This is a genomic window from Allokutzneria oryzae, assembly GCF_042429765.1.
Lineage (GTDB): Bacteria > Actinomycetota > Actinomycetes > Mycobacteriales > Pseudonocardiaceae > Allokutzneria > Allokutzneria oryzae.
Map to the genome: position 1 here is coordinate 1 of NZ_JBHLZU010000029.1, position 23,088 is coordinate 23,088.

General features: G+C 69.5%; 22 protein-coding genes. 12 read left to right on the plus strand and 10 right to left on the minus strand.

The window, feature by feature from the left end; all coding sequences use genetic code 11:
- Nucleotides 1-310: DinB family protein (locus tag ACFFQA_RS33265; protein WP_512699669.1), on the plus strand; the 310-nt coding region annotated here is incomplete at its 5' end.
- Between the two features lie 424 nt (nt 311-734).
- On the opposite strand, the gene ACFFQA_RS33270 is transcribed toward ACFFQA_RS33265, so the two are convergent.
- Together ACFFQA_RS33270 and ACFFQA_RS33275 are read right to left on the minus strand one after the other, a co-directional pair.
- A complete protein-coding gene (locus ACFFQA_RS33270) occupies nt 735-1,310 on the minus strand; it encodes a dihydrofolate reductase family protein (protein WP_377860937.1) in 576 nt (191 codons plus the stop codon).
- Between the two features lie 184 nt (nt 1,311-1,494).
- Nucleotides 1,495-2,721, minus strand: a complete 1,227-nt coding sequence (locus ACFFQA_RS33275; protein ID WP_377860939.1) for a cytochrome P450 — start codon at nt 2,719-2,721, stop codon at nt 1,495-1,497.
- Nucleotides 2,722-2,889: 168 nt separating this feature from the next.
- Between ACFFQA_RS33275 and ACFFQA_RS33280 the strand changes: the two genes are divergently transcribed.
- The gene (locus tag ACFFQA_RS33280; RefSeq protein ID WP_377860941.1) at nt 2,890-6,021 is read left to right on the plus strand and encodes an ATP-binding protein; all 3,132 of its coding nucleotides are present in this window, start codon (nt 2,890-2,892) and stop codon (nt 6,019-6,021) included.
- On the opposite strand, the gene ACFFQA_RS33285 is transcribed toward ACFFQA_RS33280, so the two are convergent.
- Complete coding sequence (locus tag ACFFQA_RS33285; protein WP_377860996.1) at nt 6,005-6,727, minus strand: ABC transporter permease; 723 nt, start codon at nt 6,725-6,727, stop codon at nt 6,005-6,007. The two genes, ACFFQA_RS33280 and ACFFQA_RS33285, sit on opposite strands and share 17 nt — an antisense overlap.
- Nucleotides 6,728-6,744: 17 nt before the next feature.
- A complete protein-coding gene (locus ACFFQA_RS33290) occupies nt 6,745-7,686 on the minus strand; it encodes an ATP-binding cassette domain-containing protein (protein WP_377860943.1) in 942 nt (313 codons plus the stop codon).
- 194 nt (nt 7,687-7,880) lie between these two features.
- Between ACFFQA_RS33290 and ACFFQA_RS33295 the strand changes: the two genes are divergently transcribed.
- From ACFFQA_RS33295 to ACFFQA_RS33310, 4 genes are all read left to right on the plus strand, one after another.
- On the plus strand, nt 7,881-9,359 hold the full coding sequence (locus tag ACFFQA_RS33295) for an ABC transporter substrate-binding protein/permease (RefSeq protein WP_377860945.1): 1,479 nt from the start codon (nt 7,881-7,883) through the stop codon (nt 9,357-9,359).
- Nucleotides 9,356-10,138, plus strand: a complete 783-nt coding sequence (locus ACFFQA_RS33300) for an amino acid ABC transporter ATP-binding protein (RefSeq protein WP_377860947.1) — start codon at nt 9,356-9,358, stop codon at nt 10,136-10,138. The genes ACFFQA_RS33295 and ACFFQA_RS33300 overlap by 4 nt, the downstream gene beginning before the upstream one ends.
- A 674-nt stretch (nt 10,139-10,812) precedes the next feature.
- Nucleotides 10,813-11,589: a DddA-like double-stranded DNA deaminase toxin gene (locus tag ACFFQA_RS33305; RefSeq protein WP_377860949.1), complete on the plus strand. Its 777-nt coding sequence runs from the start codon at nt 10,813-10,815 to the stop codon at nt 11,587-11,589.
- Nucleotides 11,586-12,050 (plus strand): Imm1 family immunity protein, encoded by a 465-nt coding sequence (locus ACFFQA_RS33310; RefSeq protein WP_377860951.1) that lies wholly within the window; start codon nt 11,586-11,588, stop codon nt 12,048-12,050. Before ACFFQA_RS33305 ends, ACFFQA_RS33310 begins: the two co-directional genes overlap by 4 nt.
- Nucleotides 12,051-12,224: 174 nt before the next feature.
- Here the strand turns inward: ACFFQA_RS33310 and ACFFQA_RS33315 are convergent, their stop codons facing one another.
- Complete coding sequence (locus ACFFQA_RS33315) at nt 12,225-12,584, minus strand: MerR family transcriptional regulator (RefSeq protein WP_377860952.1); 360 nt, start codon at nt 12,582-12,584, stop codon at nt 12,225-12,227.
- Nucleotides 12,585-12,650: 66 nt separating this feature from the next.
- Between ACFFQA_RS33315 and ACFFQA_RS33320 the strand changes: the two genes are divergently transcribed.
- Nucleotides 12,651-13,778: an alkene reductase gene (locus ACFFQA_RS33320; protein ID WP_377860954.1), complete on the plus strand. Its 1,128-nt coding sequence runs from the start codon at nt 12,651-12,653 to the stop codon at nt 13,776-13,778.
- A gap of 23 nt (nt 13,779-13,801) precedes the next feature.
- On the opposite strand, the gene ACFFQA_RS33325 is transcribed toward ACFFQA_RS33320, so the two are convergent.
- Together ACFFQA_RS33325 and ACFFQA_RS33330 are read right to left on the minus strand one after the other, a co-directional pair.
- Entirely contained in the window at nt 13,802-15,148 is a 1,347-nt protein-coding gene (locus tag ACFFQA_RS33325; protein WP_377860956.1) for a hypothetical protein, read from the minus strand.
- Nucleotides 15,145-16,314, minus strand: a complete 1,170-nt coding sequence (locus ACFFQA_RS33330) for a DUF3500 domain-containing protein (protein WP_377860958.1) — start codon at nt 16,312-16,314, stop codon at nt 15,145-15,147. The genes ACFFQA_RS33325 and ACFFQA_RS33330 overlap by 4 nt, the downstream gene beginning before the upstream one ends.
- 520 nt (nt 16,315-16,834) lie before the next feature.
- Between ACFFQA_RS33330 and ACFFQA_RS33335 the strand changes: the two genes are divergently transcribed.
- Nucleotides 16,835-17,836 carry an SAM-dependent methyltransferase gene (locus ACFFQA_RS33335; RefSeq protein WP_377860960.1) on the plus strand — a complete coding sequence of 334 codons (1,002 nt, stop codon included), beginning with the start codon at nt 16,835-16,837 and terminating at the stop codon, nt 17,834-17,836.
- Nucleotides 17,837-18,053: 217 nt separating this feature from the next.
- On the opposite strand, the gene ACFFQA_RS33340 is transcribed toward ACFFQA_RS33335, so the two are convergent.
- Nucleotides 18,054-18,752 (minus strand): TetR/AcrR family transcriptional regulator C-terminal domain-containing protein, encoded by a 699-nt coding sequence (locus ACFFQA_RS33340; protein WP_377860962.1) that lies wholly within the window; start codon nt 18,750-18,752, stop codon nt 18,054-18,056.
- 90 nt (nt 18,753-18,842) lie between these two features.
- On the opposite strand from ACFFQA_RS33340, the gene ACFFQA_RS33345 reads away from it, so the two are divergent.
- Both ACFFQA_RS33345 and ACFFQA_RS33350 read left to right on the plus strand, forming a co-directional pair.
- Nucleotides 18,843-19,952 (plus strand): MBL fold metallo-hydrolase, encoded by a 1,110-nt coding sequence (locus tag ACFFQA_RS33345; RefSeq protein WP_377860964.1) that lies wholly within the window; start codon nt 18,843-18,845, stop codon nt 19,950-19,952.
- 21 nt (nt 19,953-19,973) lie between these two features.
- Nucleotides 19,974-20,531: an ester cyclase gene (locus ACFFQA_RS33350; RefSeq protein ID WP_377860966.1), complete on the plus strand. Its 558-nt coding sequence runs from the start codon at nt 19,974-19,976 to the stop codon at nt 20,529-20,531.
- Between the two features lie 15 nt (nt 20,532-20,546).
- Here the strand turns inward: ACFFQA_RS33350 and ACFFQA_RS33355 are convergent, their stop codons facing one another.
- Together ACFFQA_RS33355 and ACFFQA_RS33360 are read right to left on the minus strand one after the other, a co-directional pair.
- Nucleotides 20,547-20,846: a hypothetical protein gene (locus ACFFQA_RS33355; RefSeq protein ID WP_377860968.1), complete on the minus strand. Its 300-nt coding sequence runs from the start codon at nt 20,844-20,846 to the stop codon at nt 20,547-20,549.
- 107 nt (nt 20,847-20,953) lie between these two features.
- Complete coding sequence (locus ACFFQA_RS33360) at nt 20,954-21,553, minus strand: short chain dehydrogenase (protein WP_377860970.1); 600 nt, start codon at nt 21,551-21,553, stop codon at nt 20,954-20,956.
- A gap of 70 nt (nt 21,554-21,623) precedes the next feature.
- Between ACFFQA_RS33360 and ACFFQA_RS33365 the strand changes: the two genes are divergently transcribed.
- Nucleotides 21,624-22,487 carry a LysR family transcriptional regulator gene (locus ACFFQA_RS33365; protein WP_377860972.1) on the plus strand — a complete coding sequence of 288 codons (864 nt, stop codon included), beginning with the start codon at nt 21,624-21,626 and terminating at the stop codon, nt 22,485-22,487.
- Nucleotides 22,484-23,047, plus strand: coding sequence for a hypothetical protein (locus ACFFQA_RS33370; RefSeq protein ID WP_377860973.1), 564 nt, complete (start codon nt 22,484-22,486; stop codon nt 23,045-23,047). Before ACFFQA_RS33365 ends, ACFFQA_RS33370 begins: the two co-directional genes overlap by 4 nt.
- Nucleotides 23,048-23,088: the final 41 nt, after the last annotated feature.

A 23,088-nucleotide genomic window follows, 5' to 3' on the forward strand; every position in this document is an offset into this window, starting at 1 on the left:
GTCCGGCGTCGCCGCCGACGCCGAGAACGTGTCCGTCCCGGTGCCGCCCAACTCCATGCCCGCGGCGCTGGGCGTGGGCGCGTGCGCCCTCGACGCCGCCGTGCACGCCTGGGACCTGGCGGTGGCCGCTGGGGCTCCCTCTCCGCTGTCGCCCGCGCTCGCGAAGGAACTCCTCCCCGTCGCGCAGCAGATCGTGGAGCCCCTTCGCGCCTACGGCGCTTACGCGCCCGCGCTGCCGGGTGAGCCGGGCGACGACGACGTCGCCGTTCTGCTGCGTTACCTCGGCCGCGACCCTCGCTGGAGCCGCTGACCGCCGACGCGCGGCGCCCTGTCCACGGCAGGGCGCCGCACCGGCCAGGAGCGCGCTTGTTTCAGGAGACGCCCCAGTGAACTGTGCCTAGGTCGTGTCCCGCGAGTGGTAACACCACCTCGCCACCCCGGGCCCCCTCGCCACCCCGGGCCCCCTCGCCACCCCCGGGCCCCCTCGCCACCCCCTGGCCCCCTCGCCACCCCCTGGCCTCCTCACCACCCCCTGGCCTCCTCACCCGCGTGCCCCTCATTTCGCGTTTTGTAGGCTTAATGCGAAATGAGAGCGCTCTTTCGCGCATCAAGGTGACAAAACGCGAGAACCCCGACCACGTCAGCCAGGCCATGCGCGCACGGGGGTACGGGGGCACGGGGGCGGGCAGAGGGTGCGGGGCCGGCCTTCGAGGAGGTTGGCCCAGCCGGGATGGTCAGCGGGTGACGTCGTAGACCAGCTTCTGGATGCCGTTGCCGTAGGACTCGCTCTCGACGAGCGTGAGGCTCTGCTTGTCCTTGTCGGTGGAGCTGAACAGTCGCTTGCCCGCGCCGAGAAGGACCGGGAAGACCAGCAGGTGGTAGCGGTCGATCAGTCCGGCGTCGGAGAGGTCGCGGTTGAGGGCGGCGCTGCCGTGGACGATGATCGGCCCGCCCTCGGTCCGCTTGAGCGCGGCGACGTCCTCCAAGGAGCGGAGGATGGTGATCTGGCCCCAGTCGGACACCAGGTCCTCCTCCCGCAGGGTGGTGGACACGACGTACTTGGGCATCGCGTTGTAGCCGGCGAAGTCCACGGTCATGCCCGGCCACACCGGCGAGAACGCCTCGTAGCTGGCCCGGCCCATCATCATCGCGGTGGCCTGGTCCTGCTCACGGCCCTTGAGCTCGTAGGCGGCCTCGTCGAACTCGATGCCCTGGAAGGTCCAGCCCGAGTTGCGGTAACCCGGTTCGCCCCCGGGCCCTTCGACGACGCCGTCGAGCGAGACGAACGCGGTGGCGATCAGGGTGCGCATAGTGTGCTCCTTGCTTGTTCGGACGTGCTGTCACCAGTGCGTCGAACGGCGACCACCAGAATCGACAACCCGCACAAGAAAGTTCGACGCGCGATCCTCGGTCAGCCGCAGACCGCTCCTGGCGGGCTCAGGCGGCCAGTATGCGGCCGCCGTCGCCAGCAGGTGACACGCTCGGCCGATGGTGTCACCTGGCCGTGTCCGTCCAGGTGACCGGAAGCTCGTGGACGCCGTAGATGTTCATGTCGGTCCTGAGTTTCACCTCGCCCGCGGGGACGGCGAGCTTCAGGGTCGGGAAGCGGCGCAGCAGTCCGTCGAAACCGGCGCGCATCTCGATGCGGGCCAGCTGCTGGCCGAGGCACTGGTGGACGCCGTGGCCGAAGGCCAGGTGACCGCGTGCCTTGCGGTGGACGTCCAGGGTGTCGGGGTCGTCGAAGCGCTGGGGGTCGTGGTTGGCGGCGAGCAGGGAGACGACGACGGTCGATCCCTTGCCGATCGTTTCGCCGCCCAGCTCGATGTCCTCTGTGGCGTAGCGGAGGAAGACGTCGGCGACGGACAGGTAGCGCAGGATCTCCTCGACGGCATCGCGGACCAGGTCCGGGTCGGCGCGCAGCGCGGCCAGCTGTTCGGGGTTCTCCAGGAGCGCGAAGGCGCCCAGCGCCAGCATGTTGGCGGTGGTCTCGTGGCCCGCGAGCAGCAGCAGGAAGGCGGCGCCGGTCAGCTCCTCGACGGTGAGGTCGTCATGGCTGGCCAGGTCGGACAGGATGTCGTCGCCGGGCTCGGCGCGCTTGCGCGTGACCAGGTCGGCGAGGTAGCCGGTCAGCGCGCCGTAGGCGGCCATCTTCTCGTCGAGCCGCTGGTCCCTGACCATGAACTTGGCGGAGTTGACCTGGAAGGTCTCCCGGTCGGCGTACGGGACACCGAGCAGCTCGCAGATCACCAGTGACGGCACCGGCAGCGCGAACTCGGCGACCAGGTCGACCGGCGGCGTCAGGCGCGCCAAGTGGTCCAGCTGCCGCTCGGTGATCTCGTTGATGTGCTCTTCGAGCATCTTCATGCGCTTGACGGTGAAGGCGCCGGTGAGCCTCTTCCGCAGCCGGCCGTGGTCCGGTGGGTCCATGGCGATGAACATGCCCGGGATCTGCGGGGACGGTTCGGTCTGAACGGGCATGCCGGGGGTCTCGTAGGGCACGTGGACGACGCCGATGTCCAGACGGGAGCTGAACCGGGTGTCGGCCATGACCTGGCGGACCGCGTCGTAGCCGGTGACGAGCCAGCCCTCGTGACCGTCGGGGAAGACCAGGGGGCTGACCGGGCGGGCCTCGCGCAGCCGGGTGACCTGGCGGGGCGGGTCGAAGGGGCTCGCATCGCGCTCCATGGGGAGGCCGTGCGGGACGGGAACCGTCTGGCTCATCGGATTCCTTCCGTGGCGGTTGTCGTGACCACGGTCGCCGACGGGCCTGACACGACTCTGACACGGCTCAGACACCGACCGGACCCACCCGGGGCCGTCGCCCCGGCACCCCGCTGCGCCGCGTCAGCAGTCCGAGGCCTGTCAGCCGCCCGTGGCAAAATCAGCCAGGTGCAGATCGGGATGCTTGGGTCATTCGAAGTTCGCACGGATGACGGCGTCCTGGCCGACGTTCCGGGTGCCCGGCTGCGCGGACTGCTGGTCGCACTCGCGCTCCAACCAGGTCAGGTGGTCCCGAAGGCGGCGCTCATCGACTGGATCTGGGGTGAGCACCCGCCCTCCGAGGCGGCAAATGCCTTGCAACGCTTGGTTTCCCGGCTGCGGAAGGCGCTGCCGGAAGGGTCGGTCGAAGGACATGCGAACGGCTACCGGCTGACGGTGGACCCCGATGCCGTCGACGCGGTGCGGTTCGAACGGCTCGTCGGTCAGTCCCGCGATGACGAGGATCCACGGCGGCTGCGCGAGGCCCTCGCGTTGTGGCGCGGTGCTGCCATGCAGGACGTCGGATTGCAGGACAGTGCGGCGTTCGACGCGGCGGTCACCCGGCTCGAAGGGCTACGCCTGACAGCCATGGAGGACCGGTTCGACGCGGAGGTCAACCTCGGTCACGGGGCGAAGCTGATCACGGAACTGACCGACTTGGTGGCCGCGCATCCCGTGCGAGAACGGCTTGTCGCCGCGTTGATGCGTGCCCTCGTCGCTACCGGTCGCGACACCGAGGCGCTGCTCGTGTACGAGCGCACGAGGGAAACCCTGGCCGACGAGCTGGGTGTCGACCCCTCGCCGGAGCTGTCCGCTGTGCACCTCGCGCTGCTGCGGGGCGAGTTGGGACGGCGGGAGGAGAGCCGCAAGACCAACCTGCGCGCCGAGCTGACCAGCTTCGTCGGCAAGGACGCCGATGTCGCCGCCGTCCGCGGGCTCGTCGCCGGGCATCGGCTCACCACCCTGATCGGGCCGGGCGGCTCGGGGAAGACCAGGCTGGCAACGGAAACCGCGCGCACGCTGCTCGGCGACCAGCCGGACGGGGCCTGGCTGGTCGAGCTCGCTGCCATCGGCGCCGACGGTGACGTGGCGCAGGCGACGCTCGACGCGCTCGGACTGCGGGATCCGCTGGTCGGTGAGGCACCGGAGGCGGAGCCGGCGGACCGGGTCGTCGCCGCGGTCCGCGAGCGGGCGATGGTGCTGGTTCTGGACAACTGCGAGCACGTGATCGAGTCCGCGGCGGCGTTCGCCCACCGGGTGCTCGGGGAGTGTCGGCGGCTGCGGATCCTCGCGACGAGCAGGGAACCCCTCGGCATCACCGGTGAGGCGCTGTGGGCGGTCGCGCCGTTGGTCATGCCCGCTGAGGAGGCCGGCCCCGGCGAGATCGAGTCCTCTCCTGCCGTCCGGCTGCTGCGGGACCGAGCCGGCGCGGTGCGCAACGATCTCGCGACCGACGCCCGCACGTCGTCGACCCTGGCGCGCATCTGCCGGGCGGTGGACGGGATGCCGCTGGCGATCGAGCTCGCCGCGGCCAGGCTGCGCACGATGTCCCTCGAACAGCTCGCCAACCGGCTCGACGACCGGTTCCGCCTGCTGACCGGCGGCAGTCGCACCGCGCTGCCACGGCACCGGACGCTGCGTGCGGTGATCGACTGGAGCTGGGACCTGCTCACCGACGCCGAACGGATGGTGCTGCGCAGGCTCGCGGTGTTCGCCGGTGGCGCGAGCCAGGAAGCGGCAGAGCGGGTCTGCGCGGGCGATGCGGTCGAGGCGCGGGAAGTGCTTGAGCTGCTGACCGCGTTGACCGAGAAGTCGCTGGTGGTCACCTACGGCGAGGGTGCGCCGCGCTACCGGATGCTCGGCACGGTCAAGGAGTACGCCGAGCAGCGGCTCACGGAGGCGGGGGAATCGGAACCGACGCGCCGCGCGCATCTCGCGTACCTCACCGAGCTCGCCGAAACCGCGGAGCCGCGTCTTCGCCGCGCCGAGCAGCTGGAATGGCTTGCCGCGCTTGAGGTCGAGCACGACAACATCACCGCCGCGATGCGCGGAGCGCTCGCGGCCGGCGATGCGGACGGGGCGATGCGGCTCGCGGCGGTCGCCGGCTGGTACTGGTGGCTCGGCGGGCACAAGGCGGAGGGCAACGAGCTGATCATGGCGGCCACCGCCGTGCCCGGCGAGGTGGCTGACGAGGTCCGGGCCGTGGTGTACGCGTTCGCCGCGGGGTTCTTGACCTCCGGGCGGGGGAGTGACCAGCACCAGGCCGCGGAATGGATCCACGAGGTGTACGAGATCAGTAGGCGGGTCCAGAGCCGTCACCCGGCCGTGGGCCTGGTCGCCGCACTGGAACGCCTGGTGCAAGAGCCGGACGCGTACGTGTCCGCGTGGGAACCGCTGCTCACCAACGAAGACGCCTGGGCTCGCGCTCTTGCCCGGTTGCAGCTCGGCAAGATGCGGATCATGGCGGGCGACGGCGGCCGGGACGCGGACGCCGATCTTGAGACAGCGCTCACCGAGTTCCGCGCGCTGGGCGAACGGTGGGGGATGTCCTTCGCCCTGACCGAGCTGGCGGATCGAATCGCCATGCGCGGCGAGTTCGCCGGTGCGTGCGAGTACTACGAACAGGCGATCGCGGTCGTCACCGAGGTCGGCGCCATCGAGGACGTCGTGCGGATGCGGTCGCGGCAGGCCCAGTTGTACTGGCTGTCGGGTGACGAGGAGTCGAGCGCGGCCGCGATGGCGCAGGCGCAGCGGTCCGCGGAACGGGTTGCCTGGCCGGAGGCGCTGACCGAGCTGGCACTGTCGAAGGCGGAACTCGCCCGCTGGAGCGGCGACGCCGAGCAGGCACACCGGCAACTCGACGTCGCGACAGCCATGCTGGGCAACGCCGCCGAGCGGGCACAGGTCCGTGCGATGCGACAGGACATCCTCGGCTACCTGGCCGAGGATCTCGACAAGGCTCGTGATCACCGCATCGCGGCCTTCAGTGCGGCGTCCGAGCACGGGACCGCACCGTTGATCGCGCAGGTGCTCCTCGGGATTGCGGACCTGGCGCTGCGCCAGGAACAGTACGAGCAGTCAGCGCGCCTGCTCGCGGCGAGCATCGGTGTGCGCGGTCTGCCGGACCGTTCCCAACCGGATGTGACCCGGATCGAGCAGGCCACGCGAAGTCGCCTCGGTGACACGCGGTTCACCGAGGCGACTCAGGAGGGGACGCGGGCGAGCTGGCGCGAGCTGGCCGAGGTCACGCTCGCTTCGTGAACGTGGAGGACGCCCACAGGTACCCGACCAGAGCGATCCCGACGCACCAGGCGAGGGCGGCGATCACGTCGCCGGTGGCAGGCGCGCCGTCGAGCAGCCCGCGCAGGGTCTCGATGATCGGTGTGAAGGGCTGGTACTCCGCGAACTCCCGGAGTCCAGGACCCATCTTCTCCGCGGGCACGATCGCGCTGCTGAAGAACGGGAGCATGACCAGCGGCACCGAGGCCAGCCCCGCCGTCTCCGGGGACTTCGCCGCCAGTCCCAGCGCGACCGTGAGCCAGCCGGCCGCGAAACCGAGCAGCACGACGACACCGATCACGCCGAGCCAGCCGAGGAAGCTCGCCGACGGGCTGAACCCCAGCAGGAAGGCGACTCCGATGATCGCCGCGACTGCGACCAGGTTGGTCAGCACGCTGGCGATGACGTGACCGGTCAGCACCGCGCCGCGCGAGACGTCCATGACCTTGAACCGGTTGATGACGCCCTTGGTCATGTCGGAGCTCACCGACGTCGCCACGGACCCCAACCCGTAGCAGACGGCCATCAGGAGCAGGCCGGGCGTCGCGTAGTCGACGTAGTCGACACCGACGCTGAAAGCGTCACCCAGCATGTACACGAACATCAACATGACCACGACCGGCATCAGGACCGCGTTGAACACCGAGGTCGGGTTCCGGGCGATGTGCTTGAAGTTGCGACGCAACATCACCATCGAATGGGACTTCACTTCGCGACCACCTCCGTGGTGTGGCCCGTGAGGGCGAGGAAAACGTCATCGAGGTCCGGCGTGTGCACGGTGAGGCCCTCGGCGTTGAGCGAGTACTCGTCGAGCCTGTCCAGCAGGGCCCGCAACGACTTCGTCCCGCCGTCGCTGGGAACCCGCAGGGTCAGTGCCTCGTCGTCCCGCGTGGAGCCGGTGATGATCCGCGCGGCCGCGTCGAGTTCGGCCGCGGTGGTGAACCGGAGCCGGACGTGGGTCCCGGGGACCTGGCGCTTGAGCTCGTCGGGAGTGCCCTGGGCGACCAGGCGGCCCTGGTCGAGCACCGCGATCCGATCGGCGAGCTGGTCGGCTTCCGCGAGGTACTGGGTGGTGAGGAAGATGGTCACGCCATCGGCGACCATCTCACGGATGATCGACCACATCGTGCGGCGGCTGCGCGGGTCCAGACCTGTCGTCGGCTCGTCCAGGAAGATGATCCGCGGGTTGCCGACGAGCGTCATCGCCAGGTCGAGCTTCCGGCGCATACCCCCGGAGTAGGTCGACGCGGGCTTCTGCGCCGACTCGACCAGGTCGAAGCGTTCCAGCAGCTCCGTGACGATCCGCTTGCCGCGGTTGGGGTGGACCCGGTTCAGGTCCACCATCAGCTGCAGGTTCTCCTGTCCCGTCAGCAGCTCGTCCACCGCCGCGAACTGGCCGGTGACCCCGATCGCCGCGCGGACCGCCTTGGCCTCGGTCGCCACGTCGTGCCCGGCAACGCGGACCGTCCCGCCGTCGGCCTTCACCAACGTGGTGAGCACGTTCACCGTCGTGGTCTTGCCCGCCCCGTTCGGACCGAGCAGGGAGAAGACCGTACCCGCACGGACATCCAGATCGATGCCGTCAAGCACGACTTTGTCTTGGTAGGCCTTTCGCAGCCCCGAAGCCATGATCGCCGAATCCGTCATGCGACCACTGTCATCGGCCGGCCTGACACCGACCTGCCCTCGGCCTGACACGACTCCTGACACGGCGATCAGGTCCACCGCCTCCAGGGCGCGATCCCGCATAGTGGATCACCGGGCATCACGCTCTGGATCGATCTACTCTCCCTCACCGGTGCCGGATCCAGGGCACCTGGCCGATGTCGAGGGAGTCGCTGATGCGACACGCGCTCAGGAGCGTGGTGCTGTTCCTGCTGTTGGTGATCGTCCTGCCCGCTCAGGCGAGCGTGGCCGCGGCGCAGGACGCCCAGCAACCCGTGGTCCGGGTCGGCACGGAGGGCACCTACCCGCCGTTCTCCTTCCACGACCAGAAGACCCAGGAGCTCACCGGCTACGACATCGAGGTGATCAGGGCGGTCGCCGGCAAGGCCGGGTGGCGGCTGGAGTTCGTCGAGACGCAGTGGGACGCGGTCTTCCCCGCGCTGGACGCCCGGCGGATCGACGTCATCGCCAACCAGGTCTCCGCGAACGCCGAGCGCGCGGCCAAGTACGGGCTCTCCAGCACCTACACCCATTCCCGTGGCGTGGTCGTCCGGCGCACCGGCGACACCGCCATCACGACGCTGGCCGACATCAAGGGCAGGACCACCGCGCAGTCCAGCACCAGCAACTGGGCGAAGGTCGCGCGCGAGGCCGGGGCGAAGGTCGAGGCCGTCGAGGGGTTCGCCCAGGCGGCCGCGCTGCTCGTGCAGGGCAGGGTCGACGCGATCGTCAACGACAACATCGCCGTGCTGGACTACCTGGCCAGCACCGGCTCCAAGGACGTCGAGATCGCCGGGAACGCCGAAGAGAAGACCAGCGAGCAGGTCCTCACCTTCCGCAAGGACGACCAAGCCCTGCTGGCCCAGGCGAACCAGGCGATCGCCGCGCTCAAGGCCGATGGGACGTTGCGGGCGATCTCGCAGAAGTACTTCAAGGCCGACGTCTCCGTGCCCGACGGCGGGACCGCGGACCTGTCCCAGGGGCGCGGTGCCCGCGGCACCTGGGAGGTGCTCGGCAGCACGGCGTGGCCGATGTTCGTCGGGCTGGTCAAGGTGACGATCCCACTGACCGCGCTGAGCTTCGCGATCGGGCTCGTGCTCGCCGTGTTCGTCGCCCTCGCCCGGATCTCGCCCTACCGCGTCCTGTCCGGCATCGCCCGCGCGTTCATCTCGATCATCCGTGGCACCCCGCTGCTGGTGCAGCTGTTCATCGTCTTCTACGGGCTGCCGCAGCTCGGGCTGAAGTTCCCGCCGTTCACCGCCGCCGTGATCGCCTTCAGCCTCAACGTGGCCGGGTACGCGGCCGAGGTCGTGCGCTCGTCGATCCTGTCGGTGCCGAAGGGCCAGTTCGAGGCGGCGGCGACGATCGGCCTCGGCTACTCCCTCACGCTGCGCCGGATCGTCCTTCCGCAGGCGGCGAGGATCGCCGTTCCCCCGTTGTCCAACACCCTGCTCTCGCTGGTGAAGGACACCTCGCTGGGGTCGGTGGTGCTGCTGACGGAGCTCTTCCGCGAGTCCCAGCTCGCGGCGGCGGAGAGCAACGAGTTCTTGGCCCTGTACGCCTTCGCCGGGCTGTACTACTGGGTCATCTGCGCCGCGCTCTCCGCCGCGCAGAAGCGACTGGAGACCCGACTGAACAGGTATGTGACGACATGACCGACACCGCAGAGCAGAACACCGGCATCCGGGTTCGGGGGCTGGAGAAGTCCTTCGGCGGCCAGCACGTCCTGCGCGGCATCGACTTCGAGTCCGCGCGCGGAACGTCGACCGTCCTGTTGGGACCGTCCGGATCGGGCAAGACCACGGTGCTGCGCTCGCTCAACGCGCTGGAGGTTCCCGAGCGCGGTGTCGTCGGGATCGACGACGTCGAGATCGACTTCGCCCGGCTGCCACCGGGCAAGGCAGGGCGGAGGCAGAGCGAGCGGTTGCGCGCGCAGAGCGGGATGGTGTTCCAGTCCCACAACCTCTTCCCGCACCGCACCGTCCTGGAGAACGTCATCGAGGGCCCGGTCCTCGCGCAGCGGCGCCCCCGTGAGGAGGCCGTCGCCGACGCGAAGGTCCTGCTCGACCAAGTGGGACTCGGCGACCGCGTCGACGCCTACCCGTTCCAGCTCTCCGGCGGTCAGCAGCAGCGCGTAGGGATCGCGCGCGCCCTGGCGCTGAAGCCGCGCGTGGTGCTCTTCGACGAGCCGACCTCCGCGCTGGACCCCGAGCTGGTCGGCGAGGTGCTGGCGGTGATCAGGGACCTGGCCGCGGAGGGCTGGACGACGGTGATCGTCACCCACGAGATCCGTTTCGCCGAGCAGGTCGCCGACCAGGTCCTGTTCCTCGACGGCGGCGTCATCGTCGAGAAGGGCACGAGCGCCCAGGTGATCGGCGACCCGCGAGAGGCGCGGACCCGGCGTTTCCTCAAGCGCGTCCTGGATCCCGGCTGAGAACACGGGCGCCTGGTGGTGTCCTGCCAATGCCCCAGTCTCACCCGCAGTGCTTCCAGGGGCGCTGAACCCCGTTTCGTACTCATGAGGGGAGGTCCTACAGAGCCGCCCGCGGTGGTTGCAAGGCGCGCACACCTCTCGTTGCCGCAGTCATCATGGACCCGGCTTTCCTGCACGTGCCACGATCCCCGATGTCTCCCTGTTTGCTGCCCTGCCTCGGTCGGTGATCCTTGCCGAGCGCGACAAGAGACACCTGCGGTCCCCCGTTCTGGACACGGCGCGGGCAACCCCTGCACGAGCGTCGGCACCCACGCCGGCAGGCGTTCACCGGGGGCGATCGCGATGGATCACGCTGAGAACACCGCACGCAAGGGGGGCATGGAAGCCGAACCAGAGGCCGACGCGGGCGCACTCCGCAGCGCTGCGACGTACACGCGCGAACTGACCGGCGAAGCGTCCAAGCACAGAGAAGCAATCGAGCACGCGTGCACAAGGCTTGCGGTCGCGTGGACCGGGTCACTCCGGCATGAACCCGCCACGGCGACCGCCTATGCCGCTGAAGCGGCACGGAAAGTCACCGAGGGCATTGCTCGGCTGCACTGCGCCGCCACCTGTTTGGAGGAGGCGGTTACGGGGCTGACGCAACCATGGTGAGCCTGCTCGCCGAAATCATCGTGACTCTGCGGACCATCCCCGCAGACCTCCCGCAGGAAGCGCTACGGGAGTTGGTGCGGCGCATCCACGACGAGATCCGGCCAAGGGTGTACGCGGTCGCCGACAACGGCAGCAACGCCGAGAACTACCCGCTGCGCGATGCTCTCAACCTGCTCGGGTCCGCAGCCCAGGACTTCGCCGACGCGGCGAACGACTTGGACCGCTGCATTGAGCAGATCAATCACTATCGGGTCGAGGTCTTTCCCAACGACGTCGCGCCCACCGTCGCCATGTCACCCCGCGACCGGGCATCGTCGCCGGACAACACGGAGGTGCCGCATCCCTCCCGATGGGACGGGCACGCCTTGGTCGGCACGCTCGACCCCGCATGGGCGGAACAGGTGCGACGCACGATGCTGCGCCCCACGGAGGGCTCGAAGCAAACCAGGGGGACGTGGTTCACCGCTGACGGGGTGAGCATCCCGATGCTCAGCGGCAGCGACAGCAAGGGGGAAACGGCCGCGATCGGCCAGAAGCTGATCGACTCCCCACTGTTCCCGCCGATGCCGAAGGGATTCAACCCGGATGCGTCCAGGCACGTGGAGACCAAGGGAGCGCACCGAATGCGTCAGGAGAACATCACCTATGCGGTCGTGGTTCTCATCAAGCGGATGTGCCGGGGCGGGTTCGACTGCTACACGGCGGTGCGCGCCTTGCTGCCGCTGGGCTCCACGCTCGTAGTGCGGGAGCCCGACTCCGACCGGCCGAAGATCATCGAAGGGGAGGCACAACCGTGACCAGCAGCACCGAGGTGGTGTTGTCCGCGATCCTGGACAACCACATGCGCCACGCGCGCACTCCCGAGGAGATCGCCGAGGTGGTGCGGGAGGCCGTTGACGTCACCCACCCGCTGTGGCCGACGCTGCTCTACCTCTGGGACCGCCCGTGCACCACGTTCCAGGACGACGGGGAGCACGCCTTTCCCGGTCACCAACTCCGGGTGTCCACCGACCCGGAGTCAGGATGGGGTGCGTTGAACTTCGTCCTCGCCGACGAGGAGGCAGGCGGGGCGTGGAACACCCTCAACCCCGAACCGGCGGAGACCGCACCAGAGCTGGTTTTCGATGTCGACGCCGAACACCATTTCGAAAGAACCGCTGCGTTGCCCTTGGACACCATCCGCGAGGCGGTAACCGAGTTCACCACGACAGGCGAACGACCCACGTCAGTGCTGTGGCAGCCCTCCACGCGGTTCTAGCTGGTCAGTGTGGGGAGGGCGCCGCCTGAGCACGTCGTTTCAGGCGTGCTCAGGCGAGCTTCGCCACTCCCATCACCGCTGCCGCGTCTCGGATCGCCCGGACAACCAGTCGTAGGGCGTTCGTCGCCTACCCGCGTCAGCTTTCGGCACCAGGGCCCGGGTCCGGCGCGGTCGTCACGACCGCGTGGCGGTTCTGATCACATCGTCCAGGACGTCGCGGGAGCGAACCAGGTCCGTGATCGTCCGGTCGATGCGTTCCCGCTCCGCGACGAGCTCGGTGACCAGTTTGGCGTCGGCGATCTCGGACGGGCCGCCGTCGGTGTCCCGCATGCAGGGGAGCAGCTGCGAGATCTTCTTGCTGTGCAGCCCGGCGGCGAACAGCTCCTGGATGCGGATGACCCGGTCGACAGCGGCTTCGGGGTAGTCGCGGTGACCGCCGTGGGTTCGCTCGGCCGCCAGCAGACCCTGCTTCTCGTAGTAGCGCAGGGACCGCTCGCTGACTCCGGTGCGCCGAGCCAGTTCGCCGATCCGCATTCGCCCACCTCTCGTGTCGACCGCGAGCTTGAACCTGACACTGATGTTAGGTTTTAGCGTGGTCGCGTGACAAGCACGCTGGCGAACACACCCGAGCCCTCGCGGCTCTTCGAGCCCGCTCGTGTCGGTGGTCTGCTCCTGCCCAACCGGCTGGTGATGGCGCCGATGACCCGGACCCGCGCCGCGGCCGACGGCGTTCCGCAGCCGATCATGGCCACCTACTACGCGCAGCGCGCCTCCGCTGGGTTGATCATCGCCGAGGCGGCCACCCCCAACGCCGTGGGGCGGACCTACCCCAACATCCCCGCGATCCACGAGGACGCGCACGTGGCCGGATGGCGCGGGGTCACCGACGCGGTGCGGGCCGCGGGCGGACGGATGTTCCTGCAGCTGCAGCACGGCGGCAGGGTCGGCCACCCCGACACCAGCGGGCTGACACCGCTGGCGCCCTCGCCGATCGCCCTGCCGGACACGATCTTCACCTCGCGGGGGCACCAGCCCGCTGTCGTGCCACGGGAGATGACCGCGGCTGAGATCGACTCGACGGTGAACGACTTCGCCGCCGCCGCCCGCAAGGCGATCGACGCGGGCTTCGACGGCGTGGAGGTGCATTCCGCGAACGGCTACCTGCTGCACCAGTTCCTGGCGCGAGCCACCAACCGTCGCACCGACGCCTACGGTGGCTCTGTCGAAGGTCGCATCCGGTTCACGGTCGACGTGGTGCGGGCAGTCGCCGACGCGGTCGGCCCTGACCGAGTGGGCCTGCGCGTCTCGCCCGGCGTCACCGTCAACGGCATCGAGGAGGGCGACACCGATCGCATCTACCCCGAGCTCGTCGGCGCGCTGGCCGACTCCGGCCTCGCCTATCTGCACGTCGTCTTCGCGGAGCCGGACCAGCCGCTGTTCCGCGTCATCCGCGAAGCCTGGCCGAGCACGCTCATCGCCAACCCGAAGCTCCCCTGGCCGGGGCCGATGCCCGCAGACGGTGGCAGGCGCGAGGGCGAGCGACTCCTGGAGGCGGGAGCCGATCTGATCTCGCTCGGCCGAGCCTTTCTGGCCAACCCCGACCTGGTGGAACGCCTGAGTGTCGGCGCACCGCTGAACCCGTTGCGGGACAAGCATCTGATGTACACGGGCGGCGAGGAGGGCTACCTCGACTACCCGGTGCTGGCCGTGGCCGATGACGCCGCTTGACCGGCAGCGGCGTCATCGGGGCCTCAAGCGGCCAGGGTCGCGATGCCGACCACGGCGATCGTGCCGCCGAGCACGGTGACGACGAAGGCTGACAGGAGGGGGATTCGAACAGCTGTCCAGTGTGGACGGATGCGGGTGAGGCGCGTGGTTGCCGGGACGGCGGAGACGAGGACGAGGCCCAGTCCGACGAGCACGGCGGCGAGTCCGATGCTGAACGCCACGATCATGACCATGCCGAGCGCGGTGCGGTTGAGCCCGATCGCGAGCAGCATGACGCTCAGGGCCTCCGGGCAGGGGATCATGCCTGCGGAGACCCCCATTGTCGCGAGGTTCCGTATGCCGACGGTGCCGTGCCCATGCCCATGCCCGTGCCCGTGGTGGAGTGCAGGTGATCGGGCGTGGCGCAACCGGGTGATCAGCAGCCGCATGCCCAGCACCAGGACCAGCGCGCCGCTGACGATGGTCAGGACAGGCACGACAAAGCTGGGCAGAACGTGTTCTCCCAGTAGGAGAACCGCGCCGCCCAAGGCCAGTACCGCGGCGGTGTGGGTGAAGGTGATCACGACGGCGAGCATGATCGCGTGCCGGGGTTTGCTTTGCTCACCAACGAGATACGCGGCGAGCAAGGTCTTTCCGTGGCCGGGTGTGAGCGCGTGCAACGCGCCGAGCAGGGCACAGGCTCCGAGCAGAGCGAGCAGCGCCCACGGCGAGGTGAGCGGGCGGCGCAGAGCGTCCAGCATGGACGATCCGCTTGAGGCGTCCGGTGCCGCTGCGGTGCCGGTCCCGGCAGGTGTGGTCGCGTCGGCCGCGCTGGTGGCCGGACGCAGGGAGAGCGCGATCGTTCGGCCGTCTTCTGCACGGGTGATGGGGCCGAGACGGAGTGGCGGGACACCGCTGAGCACGCTCATCTGAACTGTCGACGTGGTTCCGGGGTCGTAGTTGTCGGTGATGGTCACGGTCCCGGCGTCGGCGGGCAGCGGCGCGGTCAGCACGAGGGTGATCACGCCAGCGCCTGAGGAGAGCAGTTCGAGCGGCGGGTACCTGCGCTCGGTCAGCGTAAAGGTCAGGGGCTTGCCGTCGGCCGTCGCGTGCAGCGCGGAGCGAACCGCGGTGGCGTGCTTGTCGACTTCGTCCGCGCTGAGCTGGCCGTTGCCGTCGGTGTCCACCTTGGTGCCGAATCGCGGTGAGACCAGGACACCGGGTGCGAGGTCCAGTTGGACCGTGACACCGTCGGACGCAGGGGTCAGGTACACCTGCTGAATGACCTCGTCGCTGGGGTGCGCTTGTGCCGGTGCCGCCACGAGGACGGCGACAAGTACGGCTAGTAGTACCGCGGCTGCCGAATGCGTCGAGGGCCGTGGTGCGGTCATGAGCCGGACTGTGCGCCGTAGTCGTTGCCAGGCTCGCGGTAGATGGAATGGATATGGGTGATGCCACCCCCGAGCGGGCCTGCGCCCTGCTGGTGGGCGAACTCGATGAGGAACATCGGACCCACTACCCGGTAGTAGATGGGATTGCCGATCGTGGTCGCGCCGTGCCAGGCGAAGGACACCTGGTCCAGGTTCTGCTTCGCCGCGGACAGTTTCGCCGCGGAGTTGGTCGTGGTGAGCGGGGTGATCCACTCCTGGATGAGGTCCAGCAGCAGCTTCTTCTGGTTCTCGTTGAGGGACGAGGCCGTGATTCCTTCCGGTGCAAGGGTCTTTCCGTCCTGTCCGGTGCCGAGCACGATTTCTTTGACCGGTGTGGTGAGGGTGGCCCGCTTTCGCTGGTCGGCGTCGAGCGCGTCCATCACGGCGAACGCCTTCACGGTTTCTCCGCACAACGGTTCGGCTGCCGTCCCGGCGATCTCGTAGGAGGCGGGTTGGGCGCCCCAGAAGCTCGGCGCGAGTGTCATGTCGCCGCCGTCCACGCTGATGTTCAGTGCCAGGTGGTGGCCGTCGTACTGGAAGGTCCACTTTCCGGTGTCCGCGGGCGTGCCGAGAATGCGGACCCAGTAGTGGTCGGCGCCGAAGTCCAGGTTCGCTCCCCCGGAGGAGGCCAGCACGCCGTCGGCGGTGGTGATCTGCCGCACCTGGGTGTAGCCCTCCGGGCTCAGCGCGGCCTTCAGGATGGCCATCACGGCGTCCCGCTGCGGCTGGTTCAGCGTGTCTATGCGCAGCCCGGTCCGCTTGACCAGGGGGCCCGGCAGGTTCGACCACTGCGCCAGGGTGGCCGGAGTGCGCTCGGCCATCACCGCGGTTCTCTGCTTCTCGTCGAGTGTGTTCACGAACGCTGTGGCTGCCGAGAGAACCGCGGAAGCGCCGCCGGACTCGCTTTCCGAAGTGCCAGCGGAAGTCGAGGCCGCCGGGCAGGGACCGGTAGTCGGGTTAATGGGCTTCCCCGTTGCCTCCATCGAGGCTCCACCGGGCGGGGAAGCCGGGCCGCCCATTCCGGGAGCGCATGCCGTCATCGCCATTGTCGCCATCAGGGCCAGGACGGTTCTTGGTGTCGTACCCAGGTATATCCGCCTCACGGGTCGATTCCCCCTCGATGTCATCTGCACGCCCCGGCACGGGGGTTCACGAACCCGTGCACGGACTGTTTATGACTGTGCACTCACAGTTATGAACATCGGCGGTCAGTGTGACACTGCCCTGCGGCCGTGTCGAGTCACGGCACTGCGCTTTTCGGGGTAGTTTGGTTAAATGCACTATTGTCGACGGGTATTCTTCACTCTTGTGCACTAGTGCCCCGTTCTTCATGGGCTCTAGACAAATAGGATCCGTGCAAATCGCGTTGTGACCATTTCTGCAAGGCTCTGAAGTCGAGTTTGGCGCGGACGCCTCGGCGGTTGCGGCGGGGGTGCTGGTCCGCAATGGACAGTGCGCTGCTCGGCCGGACGACGATGCGGTGAAGTCGATCGCATGGGGACGATCAGTCCACAGTGGACTTCCGGTCGGAGGCGCGAGCCGGAGCGCCCGTTCGTCATCTGATGATCAACCTGATACGCGAGATCAACTCCCGTGCCCGCCGGTGCGGGAGCCGACCGAGCACCTGCGCCAGGAAGGCCCGAACGCATGTCCGACCAGCTCGCCGACCAGCTGACCTTCGCCAGCGCGTTCACCGCTGCCCGCGACGCTGTGGAGGAGGAGTACTACGCCGACCTCGCCCGCGGGCACTCCGCGGCCGAGCTGCGGCGGCACTACCTGACCAGCATGGCCAAACCGCTGCTGGGTCGCGCGATCGGCGGCCCGGTGGAGTTCTACGACACTTGGGGCCGCCTCATGCGGCACGCCTGGCTCAGCCTCAGCTTCGGCGTCTACGGCGCCGAGCACCGCGCCCTGCCCGATCCCGCCACTCGCCTGGCGGCCGCCCAGGTCAACACCGTCGACCTGGCCTGGGAACCCGCGCTCGCGGCCGCGCCCGCGCAACCGCTGCTGGTCGATGTCGGCACCGGAAGGGGCAACTCGGCCGCTCGCCTGGCGCTGGCCCACCCCGCGGCCCGCGTGGTCACCTTGACGCTGAGCCCCGAGCAGGCCGAGATCGCCCGCCGGATCACCACCCGTCTCGGCGTCGCCGACCGGGTCGAGGTCCGTGTCGCCGACGTCCTGGACGCCACCGCCACCGCCGACCTGGTCGGGCGGGCCGACGGGGTCACCGCGATCGAGGTCGCCGGGCACTTCCCGGAGGAGCGCACCGCCGACGGCTTCCGTGCCATGGCCGCGCTGCTCAAACCCGGCGCCCCGCTCACACTCATGGACCCGGTGCTCAACCGGCCCGCTTCGCTCGTGCACGACTTCGCTGGGCTGTTCACCTGGCGCTTCCGCCCGGCCACGGACTACCGCGACGCCCTGCGCGCCGCCGGCCTGACCGGGCTGCGGCTGACCGACCTCAGCGAGGCGTACTGGCCCAGTTGGCGCGACACCGGCGCGGTCATGGGTGCCCGCATCGATCGTCTCCGCGCCGAGTTCGGTGCCGTGCTCGCCCACACGTGGCAGCGCGTCTTCCAGCACCAGGCGTGGCCGCTGGGTCGCACCGTCCACTACGCCCGCATGACGGGGTACCGACCGCTCAGCTGACGGCGACTCGCAGGGCTGGTCGAGATTTCCCTGCCACCACAGCGATTCCCGTGCGGGAGGCGTGACGGTGGTGCTGAGTCCGGGCACCGTCGTCAACGCGATCGCGCCGCGCTTCTCATCGCCGAGCTGGGTCGGGATCACGGGCCAGGTTCCGCGGGTGGCAGGCGGCCATGCCCTGTGGTCGTGGGCGATCGCGGATCCACAGTGGACGTTGACTTCAGGCCCGTTCGCCCAAGCGGGCGGCCACGCCTTCGATGACGAGGTCCACCGCGAAGTCGAACTCCTCGTCGTGGTCGCATCGGGACAGGTGCTGCGCGGTTTCGGCGAGCCCGGGCAGGCCCGAGCGCTCCAGGACGTCCCGTCGGCGCGCGATGCCTTCGACGTCGCCGATGCCGAAGGCCGGGTCCGCGGTCACCTCGCGCAGGAGTGTGCCGACCACGGTCGCCAGCAGCGAGCGCAGCAGGTGGACGGTCTCCTCGGGGGAGCACCCGGCGCGCAGCAGCACCGACACGACCGCCTCGGTGGGGGACAGGGCGGCGAGGGACGACAGCTGCCGGGTGAGGACCAGTGTGGCGGCCTGCGGGTGCGCGAGGGCGCTGCGCCGGAATGCCCGCGCTATGGCGCGCAGGTCGTGCTGGAGCGAGCCGGTGGGTTCGGGGATCTCGATTCCGGCCAGGATGTGCTCGGCCACGGCGTCGAGCAGGCCCTCCTTGCCTTCGACGTGGTTGTAGAGGCTCTTCGCGTCGACGCCGAGGTGACGGCCGACCGTCCGCATGCTCAGCGCGTCCGCGCCCTCGGCGTCGATCACCGCGATCGCGGCGTCGAGGATCGCCTCGCGGGACAGCTGCGCGGTTCCCTTGGGTGGCCGCCCTCGGCGAGCTGACGATGCCGGGTTCTCGTGCTTCGTGGTGCTCACGGTGCCCATGATGGATCACCCTTGCAGAAACCCACAACGTGGGTTAACGTCGCCGCCAGGAAACCCACGCTGTGGATAAACCTGGAGCGAGTGACGATGCACTTCCCTTGGGGCACCACCGATGTCGTCGACCTGCCCACCGTGGGAACCCCGGTCGACACGCTGACGGACCTCAGCGCGGTCCCGGGAGGTCCGGGAGCCCGGCTCGCGGCCGCACGCCTGCAGGCCGAGGCCTTCCGCCGTGAGCTCCCGACCACCGGTGTCCCGGACAGCGTCACGACGTGCGAGCTGGTGACGCTCCCGTACCCGACGCGGTTCGGCCTCTTCCGCGCATCGCGGGCCATCGCGCCGTTCCTCTCGATCACCAACCGCATGCTGGTGATCCGCTGGCACGACACCGACGGCCGACCCCGCGTCCTGCTCTTCGAGCCGAGCGACGTCGAGCTGGGCAAGTACACGCCGTACTTCGACAAGCTCGCGCGGCGCACCCCGGACGTCGTGGCCCGCCGGATGGTGACCGAGCACGGCACCGTCCTCGGTCACCTGGCCCGGCTCGGCATCGCGCCGCACGACGTCGACTACCTCGTGTTCGACCACCTCCACACCCAGGACCTGCGCCGGTGGGTCGGCACCACGCGGTTCCAGGCCGACCTCGGCGAACGGCCGGAACCGGCCTTCCCCAACGCCAAGGTGGTCGTCCAGCGGGACGAGCTCGCCGCCATGGCCGAGCTGCACCCGTTGCAGAAGCCCTGGTACCAGCCCGCCGCCTACCGCCACGTTCCCGCGGAGGCGTTCCTGCCCATCGACGGGTCGGTGGTCCTGGGGCCGGGTGTGGCCGTCGTGAAGACCCCGGGCCACGTCTTCGGCAACCAGAGCCTCGTGCTCAACACCTCGACCGGCATCTGGGTCAGCAGCGAGAACGTCATCGCCGCCGAGTGCCTGACGCCCGAGCACTCGCGCCTGCCCGGCCTCGCGGCGTGGTCCCGCGAATGGGGGCAGGAGGTCGTCCTCAACGCCAACACGGTGGAGACGACGGCGGACCAGTACAACTCGATCATCCTGGAGAAGACCTTGGCCGACCGGAGCCAGGCCGACCCCCGCTTCCCGCAGTTCTTCCCGTCCAGCGAGCTCACCGGCGCGTGGACCAACCCGGGCACGAAGCCCACGTTCTCCCACGGGGCCATCACCCATCAGGCCTGACCATCACCAGGAGGAACACCCATGGGCCGGTTCGACATCCCCGACGTCGAGGTGTTGCGCGCTCGCGAGAAGCTCGTGCTCGACCACTTCCACGACGAGGTCGTGCAGCAGTGGGACGACGTGCTCTCCACCTTCCCGCACCCGCACTACGAGATCATCGCCACGATGACCGTGCACGACGGGGACGCCGCGGTGCGCGGCTACTACAACGACACGCGGGTGGCCTTCCCCGACCAGGACCACGAGATCATCGCGCTGCGCCACAGCGCGGACGCGGTGATCGTCGAGTTCTGGTTGATCGGCACGCACAAGGGACCCCTCGGCGGCATCCCGCCGACGGGGCAACGCTTCCGGGTGCGGATGACGGCGTACTTCGTCTTCGACGAGAACGAGAACCTCGTCTGCGAGCGCATCTACTTCGACACCCTGACGATGCTCAAGCAGCTCCTCCGCGGCATCAACCCGAAGAACCCGCGCTCCTGGCCCAAGCTGGTCAAGGCACTGCGCGGCCTGTTGGCCATGACCGGCGAGCCCGATCCGCGGCTCACGCGCACCACCCCGCCCAACCTGACCGCCTGACGTGCTGCGCGAAGGTCAGGGGCGACCGTGGTCGCGGATCTCCTTGGGCGTGTCGTAGAACTTCCGGTGGCCCTTGGCGTTCGCCTTGACCTTCGCGTAGTAGTAGCTGCCCTCGTCGAGCTTGATGACCAGCTGCCGAGTCTCGTCGCAGGTGTTGTGCCAGTAGACCGTGGTGCTGATCGTGCCGTCTCCCCACGACCAGGCGAAGCAGTCGGACTTCCCCCGGTGGACCGCCGCCGAGGCCGGACCGGCCGTCACCACCGTCGCGGCCACGGCGACTCCGGTCACCGCGGCGGCTTTCAGCACTGCGCGCATGTGCGACTCCTCGCGAAAACGATCTTCGAGCGAGTAGAGGCTAACGGGCGGAGCTGAGAGTCCAGCCGTCGCTTCGCTCCTGCGCGAAAGGAGCCGGGCCGCGCCCTTCAGGGGAGCTCGTAGACCTGTCCGGTCTGGGCGCCCTCCACGGAACGGACGTAGGCCCGGGCGACGTCGGCGAGGTCGACCGGCGGCATCCCGGGGAAGTAGTCGCCGTAGTCAGCGAGGCTCTCGGTGAACACGGAGGGGCTGACCGCGTTGATGCGCTGCGGGGCGATCTCGATGGCCGCCGCCCGCACGAACGCCTCCACCGCGCCGTTGGCCAGCGAGGCAGCCGCGCCGGTGGGGATCGGCTCACGGCTGAGCACACCGGTGATCAGGGTGAACGACCCGCGCTCCGCCACGTGCCGGATGCCCTGGCGGACCAGGTCGACCTGGCTGAGCACCTTGCCGTGGAAGGCCGCGAGGTAGTCCTCGGGGCTCAGCTCGGCCAACGGTTTGAACGGGACGTCGCCCGCGGCGCTGACGACCGCGTCGACCGGCCCGGCCGCCTCGTACAGCGCCGTCACCCCGGCCGGGTCGGTGATGTCGTGGCGCAGGTCCCCGGCGCTGCGGCCGACAGTGCGGACCTCGTGCCCGCGCCCGGCGAGCGCCTTGTGCACCGCCGCGCCGAGCGTGCCGGTCGCCCCGATCAACAGGATTCTCATGCCCGCGACGCTAGGACCGGCTGGTGGCGGGAGGGAAATGCCTCTTGCACGGTGCTTATGCTTCGCGGTTATGAATGTGGAGGTGCGTCACCTGCGCGCGCTGGCCGCGATCGGCGACGAGGGCACCATCACCGACGCCGCCATCGCCCTGCGAGTCAGCCAGCCCGCGCTCTCGCGCACATTGGAACAGCTGGAGAGCCGCCTGGGCACGCGCCTGGTGGAACGCACGACCCGCAGCCTCGCGCTGACCCCTGCGGGGCAGCGGCTGTGGGAGCACGCGCACCGCATCCTCAACCAGCTCGACGACGCGTTGGCGGAAGCCGCCGCGGAGTCCGCGCCGCGCCCGCTCCGGGCCGCCTTCGCCTGGGCGATGCTCGGCAGGCACACGGTGCCGCTCCTGCGAGCCTGGCGCGAACTGCGGCCCGACGTCCCGGTCCAGATCCGGCGGGTCGACGACCCCGAAGCGGCACTGCGCCGGGGTGAGGCCGACGTGGCTTTCCTGCGCACGTCGCCGAGTGCGGGACTCGGCTGCCTCGCGCTCATGCGGGAACGACGCCTGGCCGCCGTTCCGGACCACCACCCGCTGGCCGGACGTGATGCCGTGCGGCTGGCCGATCTCACCGGCGAGCCCGTGGTGCTGTGCGCGACCGCGGCGACGTCCGGTGCCGAGCTGTGGCCCGAAGAAGCTCGGCCCCACGTCTTCCAGGTTCCTGGCGTCGACGAGTGGCTCACCGCGATCGCCACCGGGGAGGCGGTCGGCGTCACCACAGAAGGCACCAGCCACAGCCATCCCCACCCCGGTGTCCACTACGTCGCCCTCGCCGATGCCGATCCGGTGACCGTGCACCTCGCTTGGCCCGACACACCCGTCCACCCCGCCACGAACGCGTTCCGGGAACTGGTTCAGCGACTGACCACTCAGGGGACCCCGTGACACTGCCCGGATTCGACTCGCTGCTCGTGGAGCAGCCCTGGAGCGCGTCCCGGCACCTGTGGAGCACCCGATACGAATGCGGTGTCTACAGCGAACAGGGTGCCCTGCTCGCGACGGTCACCGAGCGAGGTCGCCTCGGCCCGCTGCGCAAAGTCCTGCGCACCACAGGTTTCTCCGGCCGCACGGTCTTCGACCTGGTTGTGCGGCAACAGGAAACGACCTTGCTGGCCATCCGAAAGGGTGCGGGGAGACCGCCGGTCGAGGTCGTGCGCCCCGACGGCGTCGTGCTCGGCGCGGTGCGGCACGTCCGGCGCGGCGTGTACGCGCTCCTCGATCCGGCAGGGCACCAGCTCTGCCTGTTGCACGAGGTCGTCGCGTTCACCCCCGGGGCCATCGCCAAGCGCGACGGCCGGAGGGTTCGCCGGGACGCGGTGCGGCTGCGCCCCGGGGTTCCGGAACCGGTGCGGTCGCTGGCGCTGGCCGCGTGCGTCGCGTACGACGTGGTGCGCGGCATCGGGACGAACCACACCAGCGGTGGCTTCGACTTCCCCGCCGCCTGACACGACAGTTCGTGGGGGCGCGTCAGCGTCCATAAGCCCGC